The organism is Ruegeria sp. BHSA118, from assembly GCF_059613405.1.
Genome location: NZ_JBXWSM010000073.1, coordinates 1 through 20,883, shown reverse-complemented (window position 1 = coordinate 20,883; position 20,883 = coordinate 1). Strand labels below are relative to the sequence as shown.

The 20,883-nt window shown below is 57.6% G+C and carries 16 protein-coding genes; 3 read left to right on the top strand and 13 right to left on the bottom strand.

What is annotated here, in order from left to right:
• The 4 genes from AC2FNN_RS18065 to rpsL form a co-directional block, all read right to left on the bottom strand.
• The coding region (locus tag AC2FNN_RS18065; protein WP_170744588.1) for a GTP-binding protein at positions 1–111 on the bottom strand (111 nt) is incomplete at its 3' end.
• Between the two features lie 60 nt (positions 112–171).
• Complete coding sequence (fusA, locus tag AC2FNN_RS18060; RefSeq protein WP_496759854.1) at positions 172–2,289, bottom strand: elongation factor G; 2,118 nt, start codon at positions 2,287–2,289, stop codon at positions 172–174.
• Between the two features lie 18 nt (positions 2,290–2,307).
• Positions 2,308–2,778 carry a 30S ribosomal protein S7 gene (rpsG, locus tag AC2FNN_RS18055; protein WP_039529242.1) on the bottom strand — a complete coding sequence of 157 codons (471 nt, stop codon included), beginning with the start codon at positions 2,776–2,778 and terminating at the stop codon, positions 2,308–2,310.
• A 15-nt stretch (positions 2,779–2,793) separates the two neighbouring features.
• Positions 2,794–3,165, bottom strand: a complete 372-nt coding sequence (rpsL, locus tag AC2FNN_RS18050) for a 30S ribosomal protein S12 (protein WP_005621086.1) — start codon at positions 3,163–3,165, stop codon at positions 2,794–2,796.
• A 390-nt stretch (positions 3,166–3,555) separates the two neighbouring features.
• Between rpsL and AC2FNN_RS18045 the strand changes: the two genes are divergently transcribed.
• A complete protein-coding gene (locus tag AC2FNN_RS18045) occupies positions 3,556–4,362 on the top strand; it encodes a putative rhamnosyl transferase (protein WP_496759853.1) in 807 nt (268 codons plus the stop codon).
• A 4-nt stretch (positions 4,363–4,366) separates the two neighbouring features.
• Positions 4,367–5,173, top strand: coding sequence for a putative rhamnosyl transferase (locus AC2FNN_RS18040; RefSeq protein ID WP_496759855.1), 807 nt, complete (start codon positions 4,367–4,369; stop codon positions 5,171–5,173).
• Here AC2FNN_RS18040 and AC2FNN_RS18035 read toward each other — a convergent pair.
• The 8 genes from AC2FNN_RS18035 to rplK all read right to left on the bottom strand — a co-directional run bounded on the left by AC2FNN_RS18035 (position 5,158) and on the right by rplK (position 18,909).
• A complete protein-coding gene (locus AC2FNN_RS18035; RefSeq protein ID WP_496759852.1) occupies positions 5,158–6,027 on the bottom strand; it encodes a DMT family transporter in 870 nt (289 codons plus the stop codon). The two genes, AC2FNN_RS18040 and AC2FNN_RS18035, sit on opposite strands and share 16 nt — an antisense overlap.
• Positions 6,028–6,117: 90 nt before the next feature.
• Positions 6,118–6,600 carry a hypothetical protein gene (locus AC2FNN_RS18030; protein WP_496759851.1) on the bottom strand — a complete coding sequence of 161 codons (483 nt, stop codon included), beginning with the start codon at positions 6,598–6,600 and terminating at the stop codon, positions 6,118–6,120.
• Positions 6,601–6,786: 186 nt separating this feature from the next.
• On the bottom strand, positions 6,787–11,028 hold the full coding sequence (rpoC, locus tag AC2FNN_RS18025; RefSeq protein WP_496759850.1) for a DNA-directed RNA polymerase subunit beta': 4,242 nt from the start codon (positions 11,026–11,028) through the stop codon (positions 6,787–6,789).
• 205 nt (positions 11,029–11,233) lie between these two features.
• A complete protein-coding gene (gene rpoB / locus AC2FNN_RS18020; protein ID WP_496759849.1) occupies positions 11,234–15,370 on the bottom strand; it encodes a DNA-directed RNA polymerase subunit beta in 4,137 nt (1,378 codons plus the stop codon).
• 250 nt (positions 15,371–15,620) lie between these two features.
• Positions 15,621–15,998 carry a 50S ribosomal protein L7/L12 gene (rplL, locus tag AC2FNN_RS18015; RefSeq protein WP_152459178.1) on the bottom strand — a complete coding sequence of 126 codons (378 nt, stop codon included), beginning with the start codon at positions 15,996–15,998 and terminating at the stop codon, positions 15,621–15,623.
• A 79-nt stretch (positions 15,999–16,077) separates the two neighbouring features.
• On the bottom strand, positions 16,078–16,596 hold the full coding sequence (rplJ, locus tag AC2FNN_RS18010) for a 50S ribosomal protein L10 (RefSeq protein WP_496759848.1): 519 nt from the start codon (positions 16,594–16,596) through the stop codon (positions 16,078–16,080).
• A 1,163-nt stretch (positions 16,597–17,759) separates the two neighbouring features.
• Positions 17,760–18,458: a 50S ribosomal protein L1 gene (gene rplA, locus AC2FNN_RS18005; protein WP_171119843.1), complete on the bottom strand. Its 699-nt coding sequence runs from the start codon at positions 18,456–18,458 to the stop codon at positions 17,760–17,762.
• Between the two features lies 1 nt (position 18,459).
• Positions 18,460–18,909: a 50S ribosomal protein L11 gene (gene rplK / locus AC2FNN_RS18000; protein WP_037314971.1), complete on the bottom strand. Its 450-nt coding sequence runs from the start codon at positions 18,907–18,909 to the stop codon at positions 18,460–18,462.
• Between the two features lie 382 nt (positions 18,910–19,291).
• On the opposite strand from rplK, the gene AC2FNN_RS17995 reads away from it, so the two are divergent.
• Positions 19,292–20,521 carry a peptidoglycan-binding domain-containing protein gene (locus AC2FNN_RS17995; RefSeq protein WP_496759847.1) on the top strand — a complete coding sequence of 410 codons (1,230 nt, stop codon included), beginning with the start codon at positions 19,292–19,294 and terminating at the stop codon, positions 20,519–20,521.
• 86 nt (positions 20,522–20,607) lie between these two features.
• Here AC2FNN_RS17995 and nusG read toward each other — a convergent pair.
• Positions 20,608–20,883, bottom strand: a 276-nt coding sequence (nusG, locus tag AC2FNN_RS17990; RefSeq protein WP_496759846.1) for a transcription termination/antitermination protein NusG, incomplete at its 5' end; no start/stop codon positions are given.

Genomic DNA, 20,883 nt, shown 5'->3' with positions numbered 1-20,883 from the left:
ACCGAAATACTTGGTGATTGCTGCGGTCAGCGTGGTCTTGCCGTGGTCAACGTGGCCAATCGTGCCGATGTTGACGTGCGGTTTTGTACGCTCAAACTTTTCCTTTGCCATGATGGCCTCCTTTTTCGGTAATGAAGGGAGCGTAATACCCACGCTCCCTCAAATCTTCGCTTATGCGTATTTCGCCTGGATCTCGTCCGAGATGTTCTGCGGAACCGGATCATAGTGGTCGAACTGCATGGTGAACTGGGCACGGCCCGACGACATCGAACGCAGAGTGTTGATGTAGCCGAACATGTTCGCCAGCGGAACGAACGCGTCGATCGCGATTGCGTTGCCGCGCGGTTCCTGACCAGACACCTGGCCACGGCGCGAGGTCAGGTCGCCGATGATACCGCCGGTGTATTCTTCCGGGGTGATCACTTCGACCTTCATGATCGGTTCCAGCAGCTTCGCGCCAGCTTTGCGCATGCCTTCACGCATACACATACGGGCCGCGATTTCGAACGCCAGAACGCTCGAGTCAACGTCGTGGAACTTACCGTCCAGCAAGGCAACCTTGAAGTCGATCACGGGGAAGCCAGCCAGTGGGCCGCTGTCCATGACCGAGTTGATGCCTTTTTCAACACCGGGGATGTATTCCTTCGGAACGGCACCACCAACGATGCGGCTTTCGAACGAGTAACCTTCGCCTGCCTCGGTGGGCTGGATCTCCAGCTTGACTTCGGCGAACTGACCCGAACCACCCGACTGTTTCTTGTGGGTGTAGGTGTGCTCGACCGGCATCGAGATGGTTTCACGATAGGCCACCTGCGGTGCACCGATGTTCGCTTCAACCTTGAACTCGCGCTTGAGACGGTCCACCAGGATGTCCAGGTGAAGTTCGCCCATGCCCTTCATGATGGTCTGACCCGATTCCAGGTCGGTTTCCACGCGGAAGGACGGGTCTTCGGCGGCCAGACGGGCCAGACCCTGAGACATTTTCTCCTGGTCGCCCTTAGTTTTGGGCTCAACCGCGATCTCGATCACCGGATCGGGGAAGGTCATGGTTTCCAGAACAACCGGATCCTTCGCATCACACAGGGTGTCACCGGTGGTGGTGTCTTTCAGACCCGCCAGCGCGATGATGTCGCCTGCAAACGCTTCTTCGATCTCTTCCCGGTTGTTCGAATGCATCATCATCATACGACCGATGCGCTCTTTCTTGCCTTTGGTCGAGTTCAGGATCGAGTCACCCTTGTTCAGCACACCCGAATAAATCCGGGTGAAGGTCAGCGAACCGACGAAGGGGTCGTTCATGATTTTGAACGCCAGGCCCGAGAAGGCCATGTTGTCATCAGCACGGCGGGCGATGTCACGAACTTCTTCTTCGTCACCGGGTTTGAAGCCCATGTAATCGACAACGTCCAGCGGGCTGGGCAGATAGTCGATCACAGCGTTGAGCAGCGGCTGAACGCCTTTGTTCTTGAACGCAGACCCACCCAGAACCGGAACGAAGTCCAGCGCCAGCGTGCCCTTGCGCAGCAGTTTGCGCAGGGTCGGAACGTCGGGCTCATTGCCTTCCAGGTATTCCATCATGGCGTCGTCGTCTTGCTCGACGGCCGCTTCGACCATCTTGCCGCGCCATTCGTCAGCCATGTCTTTCAGGCTGTCGCGGATCGGAGCCTTGACCCAGCTTGCGCCCAGGTCCTCGCCCTGCCACAGCCATTCTTCCATGGTGACCAGGTCGATCAGACCTTCCAGCTCGGATTCGGCGCCGATCGGGATACCAACCGGAACAGCACGTGCGCCGGTGCGGTCTTCGATCATGCGAACGCAGTTGAAGAAGTCTGCGCCGATCTTGTCCATCTTGTTGACGAAAACCATACGCGGAACCTTGTAGCGGTCAGCCTGACGCCACACGGTTTCGGTCTGGGGCTCAACACCGGCGTTTGCGTCCAGAACGCAGACGGCACCGTCGAGAACCGCCAGCGAGCGTTCAACTTCGATGGTGAAGTCAACGTGGCCGGGGGTGTCGATGATGTTCAGGCGGTGCTTTGGGGTATCGGCGGTCTGACCGTCTTCGGTGCGTTCCCAGAAAGTGGTGGTCGCAGCCGAAGTGATGGTGATGCCGCGTTCCTGCTCCTGCTCCATCCAGTCCATGGTGGCTGCACCATCGTGCACCTCACCGATGTTGTGGGATTTACCAGTGTAATACAGGATACGCTCCGAGCAGGTAGTCTTACCTGCGTCGATGTGCGCCATGATACCGAAGTTACGGTATAGTTCGAGCGGATATTCGCGTGCCATTTGGATAAGCCTCTGGGATTACCAACGGTAATGGCTGAAGGCTTTGTTCGCCTCGGCCATCTTGTGGGTGTCTTCGCGCTTCTTCACGGCGGTACCGCGGGACTGTACAGCGTCCAGCAGTTCACCGGCGAGGCGTTCTTCCATGGTGTTTTCATTGCGGCCGCGCGCAGCGGTGATCAGCCAGCGGATGGCCAGTGCTTCGCGGCGCTCGGGGCGGACTTCGACCGGAACCTGATAGGTTGCACCACCAACCCGGCGCGAGCGAACCTCGACCGACGGTTTGATGTTGTCGAGTGCTTCGTGGAACACTTCGACGGGCGCGCGCTTGATCTTGTTCTCAACGCGGTCGAAGGCGTTGTAGACGATGCGCTCGGCGACCGACTTCTTGCCATCGATCATCAGGTTGTTCATGAATTTGGTCAGAACCTTATCGCCAAACTTGGCGTCAGGCAGGACTTCGCGTTTTTCGGCGGCGTGACGACGTGACATATCAGCCTCTCCTTCTTACTTGGGACGCTTCGCGCCGTATTTCGAACGGCGTTGCTTACGGTCTTTGACGCCCTGAGTATCCAGAACACCGCGCAGGATGTGGTAACGCACACCGGGAAGGTCTTTCACACGGCCGCCACGGATCAGAACAACCGAGTGTTCCTGAAGGTTGTGGCTTTCACCGGGGATGTACGAGATGACCTCGAACCCGTTGGTCAGGCGCACCTTGGCAACCTTACGCATAGCCGAGTTCGGTTTCTTCGGTGTGGTGGTGTAAACACGTGTGCAGACGCCGCGTTTCTGCGGGCACTGCTCCAGGTGCATGGACTTCGAGCGTTTTACTTTGGGCTGCCGCGGTTTGCGGATCAGCTGTTGAATAGTTGGCATTCCGGTTTCTTCCCCGTTTTGCAACACACATGACATGCACGCGGGCTGCGTGCGGCTAACTTCGCTGCACTTATGCGTCCACAAGCGCAAAACCCACGAGCGTTCCCATTCCGAGGTGAACGTCGCGGTTGGTTCTCAGAGGGCGCGAACTGCAAAATTGTCCGGGCCTTGACCAGTTCATTACTGGAATCGGCTACGGGGCGGCCCCCGGTACCGAGATGACGCGCGTATAGGGGGAGTCGTCCCAAGTGTCAACAGCACGATACCGGCGCCCCGGCGCGCGCGTTGAATGCAGCCTGTAGGATTGCCATTCCTGCGCGCCGCCAGCCCGGTTGCGGCTGAACCGCGGCAAGGGCATAGTCGGGTCGAATATCTGCTGATGGATTACAGATGCAAGTGATTGGCCTTTGCCGGTTTTCCTATCCCGCAACCGGCGGTTTTCGGCTGAACCGGGATACGATCGAAGAGCAAAGGCAATTTCTGTATGCCCCCGACCGGTTGGAAGAACGCTTTCGTCTTTTCGAGGCGATCACCCTGCCCGGTTTTCGCACCCAGACTGATGAGATGTTCGAGTTGTGTGTTTTGACCGGGACGTGCCTGCCTCAGATTCATGCGGACCGGCTGCGCGACCTGACCGCCGGGATCAAACAGATCCGTATCATAGCAAAAGAACCCGGGGATCATAAGCAGATTGTACGAGAGGTGCTGAACACCGCCCGCGCGGATTCGAATCAGCCCTGCGTGCAGTTTCGCCATGATGACGATGACGCCGTTTCCGTTGATTTCATAGAACGCCTCCGCGCTGCTGTTGCCGAAAACACAGGGCTGATGCAGCAGAGCGAGTCCGTCGGAATAGATTTCAATCAAGGTTACATCGCCCGGCGCGAGGCCTGCGGAATTCGGGCCGCTCGGGTCTATCGGTCGCTGCTGGGTGTTGGTCTGGGCATGTATGTTCAAGCCGGCAGCAGGCGGACAATCTTTGACCGGTTGCACAACAGGCTCGCCCGGTTCATGCCCGTGGTCAGCTATCCGGACACGCCGATGTGGGTAAGGATGCTTCACGCGTACAACGACTCGGACCACGCGCGCAAAGATACCAGTGAGCTACCTCCTTTCACGCCTGAGCAGGCAGAAGACTTGCGGGTACGGTTCTCGATCGACCCTGACGCGTTCAAGGCCAGATATGCGGCGCGTTGAGAAGATGCAGGTCATTGGCCTTTGCCGGTTTTCCTATCCCGCAATAGGCGGCTTTCAGACAACTCACGAGAGTGTCGAAGAAAGACGGCAATTCCTGTACCAGCACGACAGGTTGGAAGAACGGTTTCGCCTGTTCGAGACGGTCGCCCTGCCCGGTTTCAAAAAACAGTCCGACGAAGATTTCCAGTTGGTGATCTTGGTTGGCGACTGCCTGCCGAAACCGGCTTTTGACCGCCTCAACGATCTGACCGGTGGGCTGAAACAGGCGCGCATAGTCGCAAAACCTCCGGGGCGGCACAGAAAAGTCATGCAGAATGTCCTGAATTCGGCACGGAACGATCCCGACCAACCCTGCCTTCAGTTTCGCCACGACGATGATGATGCAGTGGCTGTGGATTTTGTCGAGCGGTTCCGGGGCTGTGTCAGGGAATGTGTCGGCTTGTTCGAAAGGCACGCGATGGTCGCCGTTGACTTCAACTGCGGTTATCTGGCCCGCGCCAATTCCGAGGGGATACAGGCCACGCGCGTGCATCGCCCGTTGATCACTGCCGGTCTGGGAATGTACGTGCGGGGCGGGCAGCAGAAATCGATCATGAATTTCGCCCATAACAGGATCAACCGCGCGATGCCCGTTGTGACCCGACCCGATAGTCCGATGTGGGTACGGGGATTGAACCGGTTCAATGACTCACCACGAACCAGAAACACGGATGTCGAGCTCACCCCTCTTACCCGGCAGCAGGAGCTTGAGTTTCAAACCCGCTTCGCAATTGATCCGGACATGGTCAGACGGCTTCACGCCAAGCCCTGACGCTTACGTGCCCGGAACAACGTGAACAGACCGGCGCCCACGATCAGCACCGCACCCAGCATCGTCAGGCTGTCAGGCCATTCGTCAAACACGACCCAACCCAGCCCGAGCGCCCAGATCAGGCTGGAATACCTGAACGGTGCAACGAAGCCGACATCTCCCTGACGCATGACCATGACACTGAACAAATAGCCAAGCAGCACAAACACGGCCGCCGCCGCGACCAGGGAACACGCCGTTGCCGAAACCGCAACCCATCCTTCGAAAACCGAGGCTATTGCAGCAGCCCCTGCAATGGAAACCGACGTGGCCAGCGTAACCAGCATTGACGGCACGTCGGCTGACATGCGTCGCGTGATGAGGTCCCGAACTGTAATCGAAGCCACTGCAACCAGCGCATAGATGGAATACACGCTGAAACCCTCTGGCCCGGGTCTTACGATCAGCAGCATTCCGACAAAACCCACGGCGATTGCCAAAGCGCGCCGCCAACCAACCTGTTCGGAAAAAACCAAAGCAGCGCCCAATGTTACCGTAAGAGGCAATGCCTGAAGAATGGCCGTAACATTGGCAAGCGGCATGTTCTTCAGCGCCGTCAGGAAAAAGAATGTCGTCGCCAGCTCTGCAAGGCAGCGCAGTGCAACCAGCCACTTGTCATGGCGCGAAAAATTCAGATGCAACGTGCCCAGGTACCGGGCAAGTACATAGATCAGAAATACAGCCAGGAACCCGCGCATGGCCACCAACTGAAACAATGGCAGATCCTGCAAAGCAACCTTTACCAGCGTGTCGTTCAGGGTAAATGCCGCCATGCTGCCCATCATCAGCAAAGCGCCTTTGGTGTTTGGAGTCATACTGCTTTGGGCTCCGGGGCAATTGATCGCCTCGCATTGGCCGCCGAGTCGGGCTGGATGTCAATAACGCACCAAGGGGTACAGAGATCATCAACCGAATGGGAGGATGGTCCCGAACAGATTCAGGCTGGAAGGCTCTGTCGTGTCTTTTACAAACTCAACCCAGTCTTCCCCGTATACAAGTTCGAAAAACACAGGATATTTCCAAACGAAATTATGAAAGGAAAAGGTCGTCACCAACGCGCCAACCGTGAGCGCCCCGGCGAACTCTCGCAGTTTACCTTTCAGAAACAGCATAACCATGATGCAGGCCCCGCCTGCGAGGCCGAGGCTTACAAAATCCTGTGTTCCAACCTTGCCGGGCACCGGAATGCCAACCGATTGATATTGAATCAGGCGGGACAGGAACACCGCGCAAACACCCAGTATAAAAGCCCCCAGAAACGCAGCGGGATAACCCAGACGTTGCCAGATACTCTCGGTTCGAGGCAGAGGCGACTTGCGTGTGTTTTCTTCCGAACGCTTCTTGATCCGCGCCACACGGTCCTCGAAGGAGTTGCCTTTGGTGTCCATTGTTCAGCTCAAAATTATCCGAAAACACAATACAGCGCTAAACCACCGATTGCAGAACTACAAGCCTGATGCAATCGCGCCAAAGGCTGTGCTCTGTCACGACGGTTCACAATTGCGTACCTGGAGCGGCAACAAAAAAAGGCCCCACGAAATCGCAGGGCCTTTATTGGTTCTGAATGACGCGGGTTATTCGCGGCTTTCGGGTGTTTCCACCAGCACGTCCAGCTCGTCCCCGACCAGATCATCATCCATGATCGGCGCAGCCAGAGCAGCGGCCGCTTCGGCCTCTTCCCGGCGGGCTTCGATCACCACGTTGTCACGCGACTGCGCGATGTGGCGGACGGCCTGAGTTGCCCCACCGGTACCGGCGGGGATCAGGCGACCTACGATGACGTTCTCTTTCAGGCCGACCAGCTTGTCCTTCTTGCCCTGAACCGAAGCTTCGGTCAGCACGCGGGTGGTCTCCTGGAACGACGCCGCCGAGATGAACGAGCGCGTTTGCAGCGAGGCTTTGGTGATCCCCAGCAGGATCGGCTCGCCTTGTGCCGGACGACCACCGCGGGCGATGGTCTTCTCGTTGGCCGCGTCGAACTCCTGCTTGTCGACATGCTCGCCTTTCAGCAGGGTGGTGTCGCCTGAATCCAGGATCTCCCACTTCTGCAACATCTGGCGCACGATGACTTCGATGTGCTTGTCGTTGATCTTCACGCCCTGCAGACGATACACGTCCTGCACCTCGTCGATCATGTAATCCGCCAGCGCTTCGACACCCATAATGGACAGGATGTCATGCGGGGCCGGGTTACCATCCATCAGGTATTCGCCTTTCTGGATAAAGTCACCTTCCGCGACCGGGATATGTTTGCCCTTGGGAACCATATACTCGATCGTTTCCATCGACTCATCCGCCGGTTCGATGCTGATGCGGCGCTTGTTCTTGTAGTCGCGGCCAAAGCGCACGTAACCATCGGCTTCTGCGATGATCGCGTGATCTTTCGGACGTCGGGCTTCGAACAGTTCGGCCACACGCGGCAGACCACCGGTGATGTCCTTGGTCTTGGCACCTTCACGCGGAATACGCGCAACAACGTCGCCGGCCTCGATCTTCTGGCCATCTTCGACCGACAGGATCGCATCCACCGACATCGGATAGTGAACCGGGTTGCCCGCATCGTTGCGGACCGGTTCGCCATCGTCACCGACCAGAATGATCTCGGGCTTCAGGTCGCTGCCACGGGGGGCGGCGCGCCAGTCGATCACGATCTTCTGGGTCATGCCGGTTGCTTCGTCGGTCTCGTCACGGACAGCAAGGCCCGAAACCAGGTCGACGTATTTGGTGGTACCGGCTTTCTCGGCGATGATCGGCAGAGTGTAGGGATCCCATTCGAACAGCTTGTCGCCGCGGGCCACCTTGGTGCCTTCCTTGACGAACAGCTTGGAGCCGTAGCCCAGCTTGTGGCTGGCACGCTCTTCGCCGTGTTCGTCCTTGATCACCAGCTTCATGTTCCGGCCCATGACAAGGCTTTCGCCTGCTGCGTTGACCAGAATCTGCGGGTTCTCGAAGGATACGACACCTGCTTGGCTGGCTTCCTGGAACGACTGCTGACCACCTTGTGCAACACCACCGATGTGGAAGGTCCGCATGGTCAGCTGTGTACCGGGTTCACCGATCGACTGAGCCGCGATGATGCCGACAGCCTCACCTGTGTTCACCATGGTACCGCGTGCAAGGTCACGACCATAGCAGGTCGCACAGACGCCTTCCTCGGACTCACAGGTCAGAGGCGAGCGGATGCGCATCGACTGAACACCGGCTTCGTCGATGGTGTCGGCCATACGTTCGTCGATCAGCTGACCAGCGGCCACGATCACCTCATCCGTACCCGGACGCAGAACGTCGTCAGCAGCGACACGGCCCAGCACACGTTCGGCCAGCGAGGCGACAACCTCACCGTCGTTCACGGCTGCTTCGGCGGTGATCGCACGCTCGGTGCCACAGTCGATCTCACGAACGATACAGTCTTGCGCCACGTCCACCAGACGGCGGGTCAGGTAACCCGAGTTCGCCGTCTTCAGAGCGGTATCCGACAGACCCTTACGGGCACCGTGGGTCGAGTTGAAGTACTCGAGAACGGTCAGACCTTCTTTAAAGTTCGAGATGATCGGCGTCTCGATGATGTCACCGTTCGGCTTGGCCATCAGGCCGCGCATGCCGCCCAGCTGTTTCATCTGAGTGACCGAGCCACGCGCACCGGAGTGGGCCATCATGTAGACCGAGTTCGGCTCCATGTCCGACCCGTCTTCGGCCTTGGCGACGTCCGAGATGGTGCTCATCATCGCCTCGGTCACGCGGTCGTTACACTTCGACCAGGCATCGACAACCTTGTTGTACTTTTCGCCCTGAGTGATCAGGCCGTCCATGTACTGTTGTTCAAAGTCTTTCACCTGGCTGCGGGTGTCATCGACGATACCCCACTTGTCGTCCGGAATGACCATGTCGTCTTTACCGAACGAGATGCCCGCCTTGAACGCTTCTTTGAAGCCCATCGACATGATCTGGTCACAGAAGATAACCGACTCTTTCTGACCGCAGTAACGGTAGACGGTGTCGATCACCTGCTGCACTTCTTTCTTCCGCAGCAGGCGGTTGACCAGCTCGAACGGCGCCTTGTTGTTCATCGGCAGCAACGCACCCAGACGCAGACGGCCTGGAGTGGTTTCGAAACGCTTCTGAACTTCGTTGCCTTCCTCGTCGATCTGGGTGATCCGCGCGGTGATTTTCGAGTGCAGATGCACCTCACCCGCGTCCAGCGCGTGCTGAACTTCGTCGATCGACCCAAAGACCTTGCCTTCGCCCGGCATGCCGGCACGTTCCAGCGACACATAGTACAGACCCAGGATCATATCCTGCGACGGAACGATGATCGGCGCGCCGTTTGCAGGCGACAGAACGTTGTTGGTCGACATCATCAGAACACGGGCTTCCAACTGGGCCTCAAGGCTCAGCGGGACGTGAACGGCCATCTGGTCACCGTCGAAGTCGGCGTTGAAGGCCGAACAGACCAGCGGGTGCAGCTGGATCGCCTTGCCTTCGATCAGGACTGGTTCGAACGCCTGAATGCCAAGACGGTGCAGCGTCGGCGCACGGTTAAGCATGACAGGGTGCTCGCGGATCACCTCATCGAGGATATCCCACACTTCGGGACGCTCTTTCTCGACCAGTTTCTTCGCCTGTTTCACGGTCGAAGACAGACCTTTGGCTTCAAGGCGCGAGTAGATGAACGGCTTGAACAGCTCCAGCGCCATCTTCTTGGGCAGACCACACTGGTGCAGCTTGAGTTCCGGACCGGTCACAATGACCGAACGGCCCGAGAAGTCGACGCGTTTCCCCAGAAGGTTCTGGCGGAAGCGGCCCTGCTTGCCTTTCAGCATGTCCGACAGCGATTTCAGCGGACGCTTGTTGGCGCCGGTGATCACGCGGCCACGGCGGCCGTTGTCGAACAGAGCGTCAACGGATTCCTGCAGCATCCGCTTTTCGTTACGGACGATGATATCAGGTGCGCGCAGTTCGATCAGACGCTTCAGACGGTTGTTCCGGTTGATGACCCGGCGATACAGATCGTTCAGATCCGAAGTCGCGAAACGGCCACCATCCAGCGGAACCAACGGACGCAGTTCCGGCGGAATGACCGGGATCACGGTCATCACCATCCACTCGGGCCGGTTGCCCGACTCGAGGAAGGATTCAACAACCTTCAGACGCTTGATGATCTTCTTGGGCTTCAGTTCACCGGTCGCTTCGGCCAGATCAGCGCGCAGCTGCTCGGCTTCGGCTTCCAGATCGATCTGGGCCAGCATCTCGCGGATGGCTTCGGCACCGATATTCGCGGTGAACGCGTCCATGCCATAGGCATCCTGCGCGTCCATGTACTCTTCTTCGGTCAGCATCTGGCCGTAGGTCAGGTCGGTCAGACCGGGCTCGATAACGACATAGTTTTCAAAGTACAGCACGCGTTCCAGATCGCGCAGCGTCATGTCCAACATCAGACCGATGCGGGACGGCAGCGATTTCAGGAACCAGATATGCGCAACAGGCGCGGCCAGTTCGATGTGGCCCATACGCTCGCGGCGGACTTTCTGAAGGGTGACTTCCACACCGCATTTCTCGCAGACAACGCCGCGATACTTCATCCGCTTATATTTGCCGCACAGACATTCGTAGTCTTTGATCGGGCCAAAGATACGCGCGCAGAACAGGCCGTCACGTTCAGGCTTGAACGTCCGGTAGTTGATGGTTTCGGGTTTCTTGATCTCGCCATAGGACCAAGACAGGATTCGCTCGGGCGACGCCAGCGAGACCTTGATCTCGTCGAAAACCTTCGGGGGCGTCAGCGGGTTGAACGGGTTGTTGGTGATTTCCTGGTTCATTTTATTCTCCCCAAATGGGTAAATATCCAAAGATTGCGGCGTCTAGGGCAGTAGCTAAGATGATTACGCCCCAGACTAAGGCTTTTGGTCTTTCTGGATCATACCAAGGGCTTGCGGCATCGGGTTTCCAAACTGCTGCGGCGAGCAACGCCAATCCAATCGGGAAACCCAGATATGCAAGCCAAATTGGCATCACACGTCAGACCTATTCCTCAACCTCCGCATCCAGGAGTTCCATATTCAGGCCGAGGCCGCGGACTTCTTTCACCAGAACGTTGAACGATTCCGGTACGCCCGCTTCAAAGTTATCCTCGCCCTTGACGATCGACTCATAGACCTTGGTCCGGCCGGCAACGTCATCCGACTTCACCGTCAGCATCTCTTGCAGGGTGTAGGCGGCGCCGTAAGCTTCCAGAGCCCAGACTTCCATCTCACCAAAGCGCTGACCACCGAACTGCGCCTTACCGCCCAGCGGCTGCTGGGTAACCAGGCTGTAGGGCCCGGTCGAACGCGCGTGGATCTTGTCGTCCACAAGGTGGTGCAGTTTCAGCAGGTACTTGATGCCCACGGTCACCGGACGCGCAAATTGCTCGCCCGTACGACCGTCGAACAGAACCGACTGACCGCTTTCCGAGAAGCCCGCACGCACCAACGCGTCGTTGACGTCAGCCTCTTTGGCACCGTCAAAGACCGGGGTTGCAATCGGAACACCGCGGGTCACGTTGCCCGCTGCTTCGACCAGCGTTTCCTCGTCCATGCCGGTGATGCCTTCTTCGTAGACATCTTCGCCATAGGCCAGCTTCATCGCCTCGCGCACCGGGGTCAGGTCGCCGGAACGGCGGTATTCACCCAGAGCTTCATCGATGTTCAGACCCAGACCGCGTGCAGCCCAACCCATGTGGGTTTCAAGGATCTGACCAACGTTCATACGCGAAGGCACACCCAGCGGGTTCAGACAGAAGTCAACCGGGGTACCATCGGCCAGGAACGGCATGTCTTCCATCGGAACAACCTTGGAGATCACACCTTTGTTCCCGTGACGACCGGCCATCTTGTCGCCCGGCTGCAACTTGCGCTTCACGGCGATGAAGACTTTGACCATCTTCATCACACCCGGCGGCAGGTCGTCGCCACGGCGGACTTTCTCGACTTTGTCTTCGAAACGAGCGTCCAGAGCACGCTTTTGCACTTCGTACTGCTCGTTCAGAGCCTCGACGATCTGTGCGTCCTTCTCGTCTTCCAGCGCCAGCTGCCACCACTGACCACGAGTCAGGGTTTCCAGCAGCTCCTCGGTGATCACCGACCCAGCCTTGACGCCTTTCGGGCCTTTGACAGCGGTTTTACCAAGGATCAGACCTTGCAGTCGCGCATAGATGTTGCGGTCAAGGATCGCCAGCTCGTCGTCCCGGTCACGGGCCAGACGTTCGACTTCCTCACGCTCGATCTGCAGCGCACGCTCGTCTTTCTCGACGCCGTGACGGTTGAAGACGCGAACCTCAACGACCGTACCGTAATCACCCGGCTTCACGCGCAGCGAGGTGTCGCGCACGTCAGATGCTTTTTCACCAAAGATGGCGCGCAGCAGCTTTTCTTCCGGAGTCATCGGGCTTTCGCCCTTCGGAGTGATCTTGCCGACCAGAATATCGCCCGGCTCAACATCCGCACCGATGTAAACGATGCCAGCCTCGTCGAGGTTGCGCAGCGCTTCTTCACCGACGTTCGGGATGTCGCGGGTGATCTCTTCCGGGCCCAGCTTGGTGTCACGGGCCGCAACTTCGAATTCCTCGATGTGAACCGAGGTAAAGACGTCATCACGCGCGATACGTTCCGAGATCAGGATCGAGTCTTCGTAGTTGTAACCGTTCCACGGCATGAACGCGACGACCACGTTCTTACCCAGCGCCAGTTCACCCATATCGGTCGACGGACCGTCGGCAATGACCTCGCCCTTCTGGACGGTGTCACCCACCTTGATCAGCGGACGCTGGTTGATGCAGGTATTCTGGTTCGAACGCTGGAACTTGCGCAGACGATAAATGTCAACGCCAGCGTCGCCCAGTTCCAGATCCTCGGTGGCGCGGATAACGATACGCTGGGCATCGACCTGGTCGATGATACCGGCGCGTTTCGCCTGAATCGCAGCACCCGAGTCGATCGCAACCTTTTCCTCGATGCCCGTCCCGACCAGCGGCGCTTCGGCGCGCAGCAGCGGAACCGCCTGACGTTGCATGTTCGAGCCCATCAGAGCGCGGTTGGCGTCGTCATTTTCGAGGAACGGGATCAGCGATGCAGCAACCGAGACCAGCTGTTTCGGCGACACGTCGATCAGGTCCACATTCTCGCGCGGGGCAAGCGTGTAGTCACCGGCCTGACGGGTCGAAACCAGATCGTTGATGAACTTGCCGTTCTTGTCCAGCGTCGCGTTCGCCTGCGCCACGGTGTGACGCATTTCCTCGGTCGCGGACATGTAGTGAACCTCATCGGTCACCTCGGCGTCCTTGACGACGCGGTAAGGTGTTTCGATGAAGCCATACTTGTTCACGCGGGCGAAAGTGGCCAGCGAGTTGATCAGACCAATGTTCGGGCCTTCCGGCGTTTCAATCGGGCACATCCGGCCATAGTGGGTCGGGTGTACGTCGCGCACTTCAAAGCCCGCACGTTCACGCGTCAGACCACCGGGGCCAAGCGCCGAGAGACGGCGTTTGTGGGTGACTTCCGACAGCGGGTTGGTCTGGTCCATGAACTGCGACAGCTGCGACGAGCCGAAGAATTCGCGCACAGCAGCAGCAGCGGGTTTCGCGTTGATCAGGTCCTGCGGCATGACGGTGTCGATCTCGACCGACGACATACGCTCTTTGATCGCGCGCTCCATACGCAGCAGACCGACGCGGTACTGGTTTTCCATCAGCTCGCCGACCGAACGCACACGACGGTTGCCGAGGTGGTCGATATCGTCCACGTCGCCTTTGCCGTCACGCAGTTCCACCAGCGCCTTGATGCAGGCCACGATGTCTTCGCGACGCAGGGTGCGCAGGGTGTCCGGCGCATCCAGAGCCAGACGCATGTTCATCTTTACACGGCCAACGGCGGACAGATCATAGCGCTCGCTGTCGAAGAACAGGGTGTCGAACAGGGCCGACGCAGCCTCGACGGTGGGCGGCTCGCCCGGGCGCATGACGCGATAGATGTCCATCAACGCAGTTTCGCGGCTCATATTCTTGTCCTGAGCCATGGTGTTGCGCATGTACGGACCAACATTGACGTTGTCGATGTCCAGAACCGGGATGTCGGTAATGCCCGAATCGATCAGTTCCTTGACGGTGCCACCGATCAGGTCGCCATCTTTGTCGTATTCCAGGGTCAGTTCATCACCGGCTTCGACATAGATCGCGCCGTTTTCTTCGTTGATGATGTCCTTGGCGACGAACTTGCCGACGATGTTGTCGAACGGGACCAGCAAGTCGGTGACGACGCCTTCTTCGATCAGCTTTTTGACCGCGCGCGGAGTGACTTTCTTGCCCGCTTCGGCAATCACTTCGCCGGATTTCGCGTCAATCAGGTCATAGGTCGGGCGGGTGCCACGCACACGCTCGGGGAAGAACGGCGTGACCCAACCCTTGTTCTTGTCCAGCTTGTAGGACACGGTGTTGTAATACGCGTCCATGATTGCTTCCTGATCCAGCCCCAGCGCATAAAGCAGGGTTGTCACAGGCAGTTTGCGGCGGCGGTCGATCCGGGCGAACACGATATCCTTGGCGTCGAACTCGAAGTCCAGCCAGCTGCCGCGATACGGGATGATGCGGCAGGCAAACAGCAGCTTGCCCGAGGAATGCGTCTTGCCTTTGTCGTGGTCAAAGAACACGCCGGGCGAACGGTGCATCTGCGAAACGATAACACGCTCGGTGCCGTTCACGACAAAGGTGCCGTTCGGCGTCATCAAAGGCATATCGCCCATGAAGACATCCTGTTCCTTGATGTCTTTGACCGATTTTGCGCCGGTATCCTCATCAACATCGAACACGATCAGACGCAGTGTAACCTTCAGCGGCGCGCTGTAGGTCATGTCGCGTTGCATACATTCTTCGACGTCGTATTTGGGTTTTTCCAGATCGTATTTCACGAATTCCAGAACGGAGGTTTCGTTGAAATCCTTGATCGGGAAAACCGATTGGAACACACCTTTGATGCCTTCGCCGTCAGTGGGCTGCTCTGCATCGCCGGAGCGCAGGAAAAGATCATAAGAAGATTTCTGGACCTCAATAAGGTTCGGCATCTCCAGCACTTCGCGGATTTTGCCGTAATATTTACGAAGACGTTTCTGGCCAAGGAACGTTTGAGCCATGTCAGATGTCACCTTTCGATGTTCTCAGCGGGCAAAGACACCGTCGGGCCCCGGCATCTTGCACAATCGAGACGACACGTCCGGATCAATTCATGGCCACCGTCCCGAAGGCGGCCTCCCGATCCGAAAACCGTGTCTTAGAAAACGCCTCGCGTCTTGAGGCCCTTTCTAAGACAGGTTCGGCTGGACCCGGATTTCTCCGGACCCAGCCAAATTTTTCGGCACATCAGCGATGCACCTGAGACCAAGCTTAGGCCAGTTCGACTTCGGCGCCAGCTGCTTCCAGCTTGGCTTTGACGTCTTCTGCTTCTGCTTTGTCCACGCCTTCTTTGATCTTGCCGCCGGCTTCGACCAGTTCCTTGGCTTCTTTCAGGCCCAGACCGGTGATGCCGCGAACTTCTTTGATGACGTTGATTTTCGATGCGCCGGCGTTCTTCAGAACGACGTCGAATTCGGTTTTTTCTTCCTCAGCTGCGCCGCCGGCGTCGCCAGCTGCACCTGCGACCATTACGGCGCCGCCAGCTGCGGGCTCGATGCCGTATTCGTCTTTGAGGATGGTTTTCAGTTCTTGTGCTTCCAGCAGGGTCAGACCCACGATGCTTTCTGCGAGTGCTTTCAGATCAGCCATTTTATCAGCTCTTTCCGTTTACAATGTGTGTTCCAACGTCAGGGCACATGCCCCACGCAGATCATTCAGTGCCAACCGCTTACGCAGCTTCCGCCTTCTCTTCGATGGTGGAAAGGATGCTTGCGATATTGCTTGCAGGTGCGCCAATCGCGCCGGCGATGTTCGAAGCAGGTGCGCCAATGCAGCCCACGATCGAAGCAATAAGCTCCTCGCGAGACGGCATTTTCGAAACGGCTTCAACGCCTTTGCGGTCCAGAGCGTTCTCACCCATAGCACCACCAAGAATTTCAAAATTCTTGTTATCCTTGGCGAAGTCCTCGGCCACCTTGGCTGCTGCCACGGGATCCTCGGAATAGGTCAGAACGGTCATCCCTGTCAGCAGGTCGGCCATGCTTGCACACGGCTTACCCTCAAGGGCGATTTTGGCGAGCCTGTTCTTGGCAACACGCACGGAGCCACCCGCGTCACGAGCACGTGCGCGAAGGTCCTGCATCTCGGCAACTGTCAGACCGGCGTAGTGAGCAACCACTACGACGCCAGAGCTTTCGAAGATTTGGCCGAGTTCCTCGACCACTTTCTCTTTCTGGGCTCTATCCACAGTTCTCTCCAAGTTAGGGGCGAAACCTCACCCCGGCTCATATTTGCCGCAGCTTTCGCTCCGGCGTTCAGGTCCTTGTTACGGGATTGGCCAAAATGCGCCCGAGGGTGGGACCCCCAGAATTCTTTGGTCTTACCCGTCTCAGGCAGGGAATTAAGGGGCCGAATGGACCCACCCACCGTCTTGGACGAAACGAAACAAAGCGCACGACGAATCGCACGCTTTGTTCCGCAGGTCTTCTTAGGGCAGATGGGCAGGGTTTCCAAGGGGTAAATTTGGGTAATAGGAAGGCAGATCCGAGGTATGTTGGTTATGCGCTTCCCTAGCCTCACAAACTTCCGAAGGAATAACGACTTTGCGGACAAATCTTGTCGAACGAGTTGCTTCTTTGATTCGGTTTGAAGTCCACTGACGCTGCACTTTCGCTGTAGCACGCCATCGCAATTTCCACCAATTGGCTTCACAATCAAGATAACACCGGCTACGGCGTTACTAAGTCTCAAGCCCTGCCGAAAAGCGAGCCACTCGAAAGGAAAAAGTCTTTGCGATTGATTTTGATTTCTGCCTACTTCTTAGTGCTGTCTGGAATGGCATCCGCACAAGAAGGCCAAGTACTCAAGAAGGCTTCAATTTCAGGCTGGAATGTCTCGAAATTCCAAACGCCAAAAGATGGGCTAAGCTGTCAAGCTTTTAAGTGTAACTCCGGAAATTGTAACGTCGACACCGCAGAGGCCGTCGTCCGCCTGTGGGGGTCAGCACGGCGCAAAGCCGTTACACCGATGATCGGTATGAAAGCCACAAGGTCTGGGGCAAGCAACGCGAGTTTAACCGTGGCAGATCAGTCTTTTCCGCTTAGTCAGGCCCAAGAGTCGCGCGGTAAACTGTTCATCGCGACGCGCCCAGAGGACGACGTAAAGATAGTGCGTCTTATGTCGCAAAGGGGGGCTGACTCAGTAACATTTTCTAGCAACAAGGGCAGCGCCACATTCCGTTTTTCGGGCGCAAATCGCGTCCTGAAGTTTTTTCAAAGAGAATGCGGGATTCCGTTGCCCTAAACCAAGATCGCTGAGTTGGGCTACATTGCCGACATTTGACCGATCGTAAAAAAATCCCGGGCAGTTCGCACCACCCGGGATCAAATCTTCACAGCTATGCGTTAGGGCTTACTCGCCCGACGCCTCTGCAACATCCACTGTCACACCCGGACCCATGGTCGAGCTCAGCGCGATTTTCTTCATGTAGGTGCCCTTGGCACCCGACGGTTTCGCCTTGGCTACAGCCGAAACAAACGCGCGGACGTTTTCGGCCAGCTTGGCTTCGTCGAACGACGCTTTGCCAACGCCTGCGTGCACAACGCCGCCTTTTTCCGCCTTGAACTGAACTTCACCACCCTTGGCTGCTTCCACGGCCGCTTTCACGTCCATGGTCACGGTGCCAACTTTGGGGTTCGGCATCAGGTTGCGGGGACCCAGAACCTTACCCAGACGGCCAACGATCGGCATCATGTCAGGGGTAGCAATGCAGCGATCGAATTCGATGGTGCCGCCCTGAATGGTTTCCATCAGGTCCTCTGCACCAACGATATCTGCGCCTGCTTCTTTCGCTTCGTCAGCCTTGGGGCCACGAGCAAAAACAGCAACGCGCATCGCTTTACCGGTGCCGTTCGGCAGGCCGACAACACCACGAACCATCTGGTCTGCGTGACGAGTGTCAACGCCCAGGTTCAGTGCGATTTCGATGGTCTCGTCGAATTTCGAGGTTGCGTTGGCTTTGACCAGGGCAACAGCTTCGTCCACCGACAGGTTTTCCTTGCCAGCGACAGCTTCGCGCGCAGCGCGGGTACGTTTACCGAGTTTTGCCATCTTACTTCACCTCGATGCCCATGGAGCGGGCCGAGCCAAGGATGATCTGCATTGCGCCTTCGACGTCGTTGGCGTTCAGATCTTTCATTTTGGCTTCGGCGATTTCACGAACCTGCTTCGAGGTCACGGTTGCCACGGTCTCACGACCTGGGTTTTCCGCGCCACGGGGGCGGTTACGCTTGCCGACCGGCTTCAGACCAGCTGCTTTTTTCAGGTAGTAAGACGCGGGCGGCGTCTTGATGTCCATGGTGAAGGACTTGTCCTGATAATAGGTGATCACGGTCGGGCAAGGTGCGCCTTGCTCCATGTCTGCGGTCTTGGCGTTGAACGCCTTGCAGAATTCCATGATGTTGATGCCGCGCTGACCCAGCGCCGGACCAACTGGCGGCGACGGGTTCGCCTGACCTGCAGGAACCTGCAGTTTCATTGTACCAGCAAGCTTCTTGGCCATTTGGTTTTCCTTTCAACTAAGTCAGGGCGCGCCCTGACCAGATTATGTTGCGTGGTCCGGTCCGGGATCGCGACCCCGGCAACCTCCCACGAGAGAATCTCGCCCGAAGACGATAGAGGCGGCGTTTACATGGGATCAGGAGGGATGACAAGTGGTTGGCGCGCCAATCGGAAAATACCGAATCAAACCCTGAGGGGATTCTTGCCGCCTGCGTGACTACACGCGTGTTTCCGTGTAGTTTCGATTCCCTCTAACAGCCTGCAAAGGCGTGTAAAACCACCAGTTTGCCACCGATTGATCGCGACATTGGCGCTTGCTTCGCCACAACACGGATGACCGTGCTATAATCCGTAAAAATTGTGAGTATTGGTGGAGGTTAATTATGATACTTCGTTTGGCTTTAACTCTTGGCATCGCTTTTTCTCTTGCTGCGGCCATCCCTCAAACAGCGCGGGCCGACGCTGGAGAGTTTCTTGGTGGTGCGGTCGTCGGCGGGATCGTTGGTTACGCAATCGGCAAGGACCAACAAAAGAAAAAATCTCAGCGAACAACCACATCGAATCGCACCTATCGGTCAGGTATTCCATCGACCACGCAAGGCGCGCAAACCCAGACCGCGCTCAATTACTTCGGGTACAATGCAGGAAGGGTCGATGGGCAGGTCGGTCGCGGCACCCGGTCCGCAATCGAGCGCTATCAGGCCTCGATGGGTTATCCTGTAAACGGCTATGATTTTCAGCCCTATCAGTATGACTTTCTGATGCAGGCCTATTATTGGGCCACAAGCGGTGGACAGGCGACGACTCAACTTGCGGGTCAACCGCTTTTGATGGCGTATCGCCGTCAGGTGCAAACGGGGTCTGCTTTGGCTGCTGCCCCTCAGGCGCCGACACAAGCCGCCCCGGTACAACCTGTTCCGGTTGCGACACCACAAGAACCCGAACCCGAGACAACCGAAACTACGTCTGCCAGCCTGCCAAGCCTGTTTTCCGGCGGCACCGGAGGCCCGTCGCTGGCCAATCGCTGTAGCGGAGTCATGCTGCAAACATCTACCAATGGCGGCTATACGACCCTGGCGAATATGTCGGATCCCGACTTTGCGCTCAGCGAACAGTTCTGCCTTGCCCGCAGCTACGCGATGGCGCGCGGTGAAGATCTGATTCAGGATATCCAGGGACTGACGCCAGAGCAGGTGAGTGCCCAATGCGACTCGTATGGTGAAATGGTGGCACCTCAGGTTGACGCTCTGTCTATCAACTCGAAAACCGAGGCTGAAACCCAGATGCGCAAGCTGGCGCTGGACTCGGGCCTAAGCCCCCAAGATCTTGCCGCGACAAGCAAGGTCTGCCTGGCGATCGGCTATCGTCAGGACAACATGGATGCCGCGGTTGGGTCTGCCCTGATGCTGGTCGCAATGGGTGAGCCCGCCTATGGCGAGCTGATTGGTCACCATCTGCGCGAAGGTTTCGGCGTGCAGAAACGTCGCGATCTTGCGATGCAATGGTATGACGCAAGCCTTTCGGCGCTGGATGCCGGATCGCAGGCTGTGTTCCTGCCCTCGCAGACCGACCGCCCGCAACTTTTGCGCGCGGCCATGGTTCAGGCGCAATAGGTCGATACGTTTTCAGCGAATACCCAAACAAAAAACGCCGCGTTGCCCTTGGCATCGCGGCGTTTCAATTCTCGAGGAACGTTTCCTCAGCTCTGCTTGGTGACCTGCGTGAAATCCAGCTCGACCGGAGTTTCCCGGCCGAAGATCGAAACCGAAACCTTCAGCTTCTGGTTCTCGTCGTCCACACCTTCGACCATGCCGTCGAAATCCTCGAACGGGCCGTCGTTGACTTTGACCTTCTCACCGACTTCGAAGCTGATCATCAGCTTGGGCGCTTCTTCACCTTCCTGAACACGGTTCAGGATCTGGTTCACCTCGGCGTCGCGCATCGGCATCGGGCGGCCTTGCGGGCCCAGGAAACC

Bases quoted from the DNA above. Each gene is read 5' to 3' on its own strand.
- fusA (WP_496759854.1), bottom strand. From the start codon at position 2,289: ATGGCACGCGAATATCCGCTCGAACTATACCGTAACTTCGGTATCATG.
- rpsG (WP_039529242.1), bottom strand. From the start codon at position 2,778: ATGTCACGTCGTCACGCCGCCGAAAAACGCGAAGTCCTGCCTGACGCC.
- rpsL (WP_005621086.1), bottom strand. From the start codon at position 3,165: ATGCCAACTATTCAACAGCTGATCCGCAAACCGCGGCAGCCCAAAGTA.
- AC2FNN_RS18045 (WP_496759853.1), top strand. From the start codon at position 3,556: ATGCAAGTGATTGGCCTTTGCCGGTTTTCCTATCCCGCAACCGGCGGT.
- AC2FNN_RS18040 (WP_496759855.1), top strand. From the start codon at position 4,367: ATGCAGGTCATTGGCCTTTGCCGGTTTTCCTATCCCGCAATAGGCGGC.
- AC2FNN_RS18035 (WP_496759852.1), bottom strand. From the start codon at position 6,027: ATGACTCCAAACACCAAAGGCGCTTTGCTGATGATGGGCAGCATGGCG.
- AC2FNN_RS18030 (WP_496759851.1), bottom strand. From the start codon at position 6,600: ATGGACACCAAAGGCAACTCCTTCGAGGACCGTGTGGCGCGGATCAAG.
- rpoC (WP_496759850.1), bottom strand. From the start codon at position 11,028: ATGAACCAGGAAATCACCAACAACCCGTTCAACCCGCTGACGCCCCCG.
- rpoB (WP_496759849.1), bottom strand. From the start codon at position 15,370: ATGGCTCAAACGTTCCTTGGCCAGAAACGTCTTCGTAAATATTACGGC.
- rplL (WP_152459178.1), bottom strand. From the start codon at position 15,998: ATGGCTGATCTGAAAGCACTCGCAGAAAGCATCGTGGGTCTGACCCTG.
- rplA (WP_171119843.1), bottom strand. From the start codon at position 18,458: ATGGCAAAACTCGGTAAACGTACCCGCGCTGCGCGCGAAGCTGTCGCT.
- rplK (WP_037314971.1), bottom strand. From the start codon at position 18,909: ATGGCCAAGAAGCTTGCTGGTACAATGAAACTGCAGGTTCCTGCAGGT.
- AC2FNN_RS17995 (WP_496759847.1), top strand. From the start codon at position 19,292: ATGATACTTCGTTTGGCTTTAACTCTTGGCATCGCTTTTTCTCTTGCT.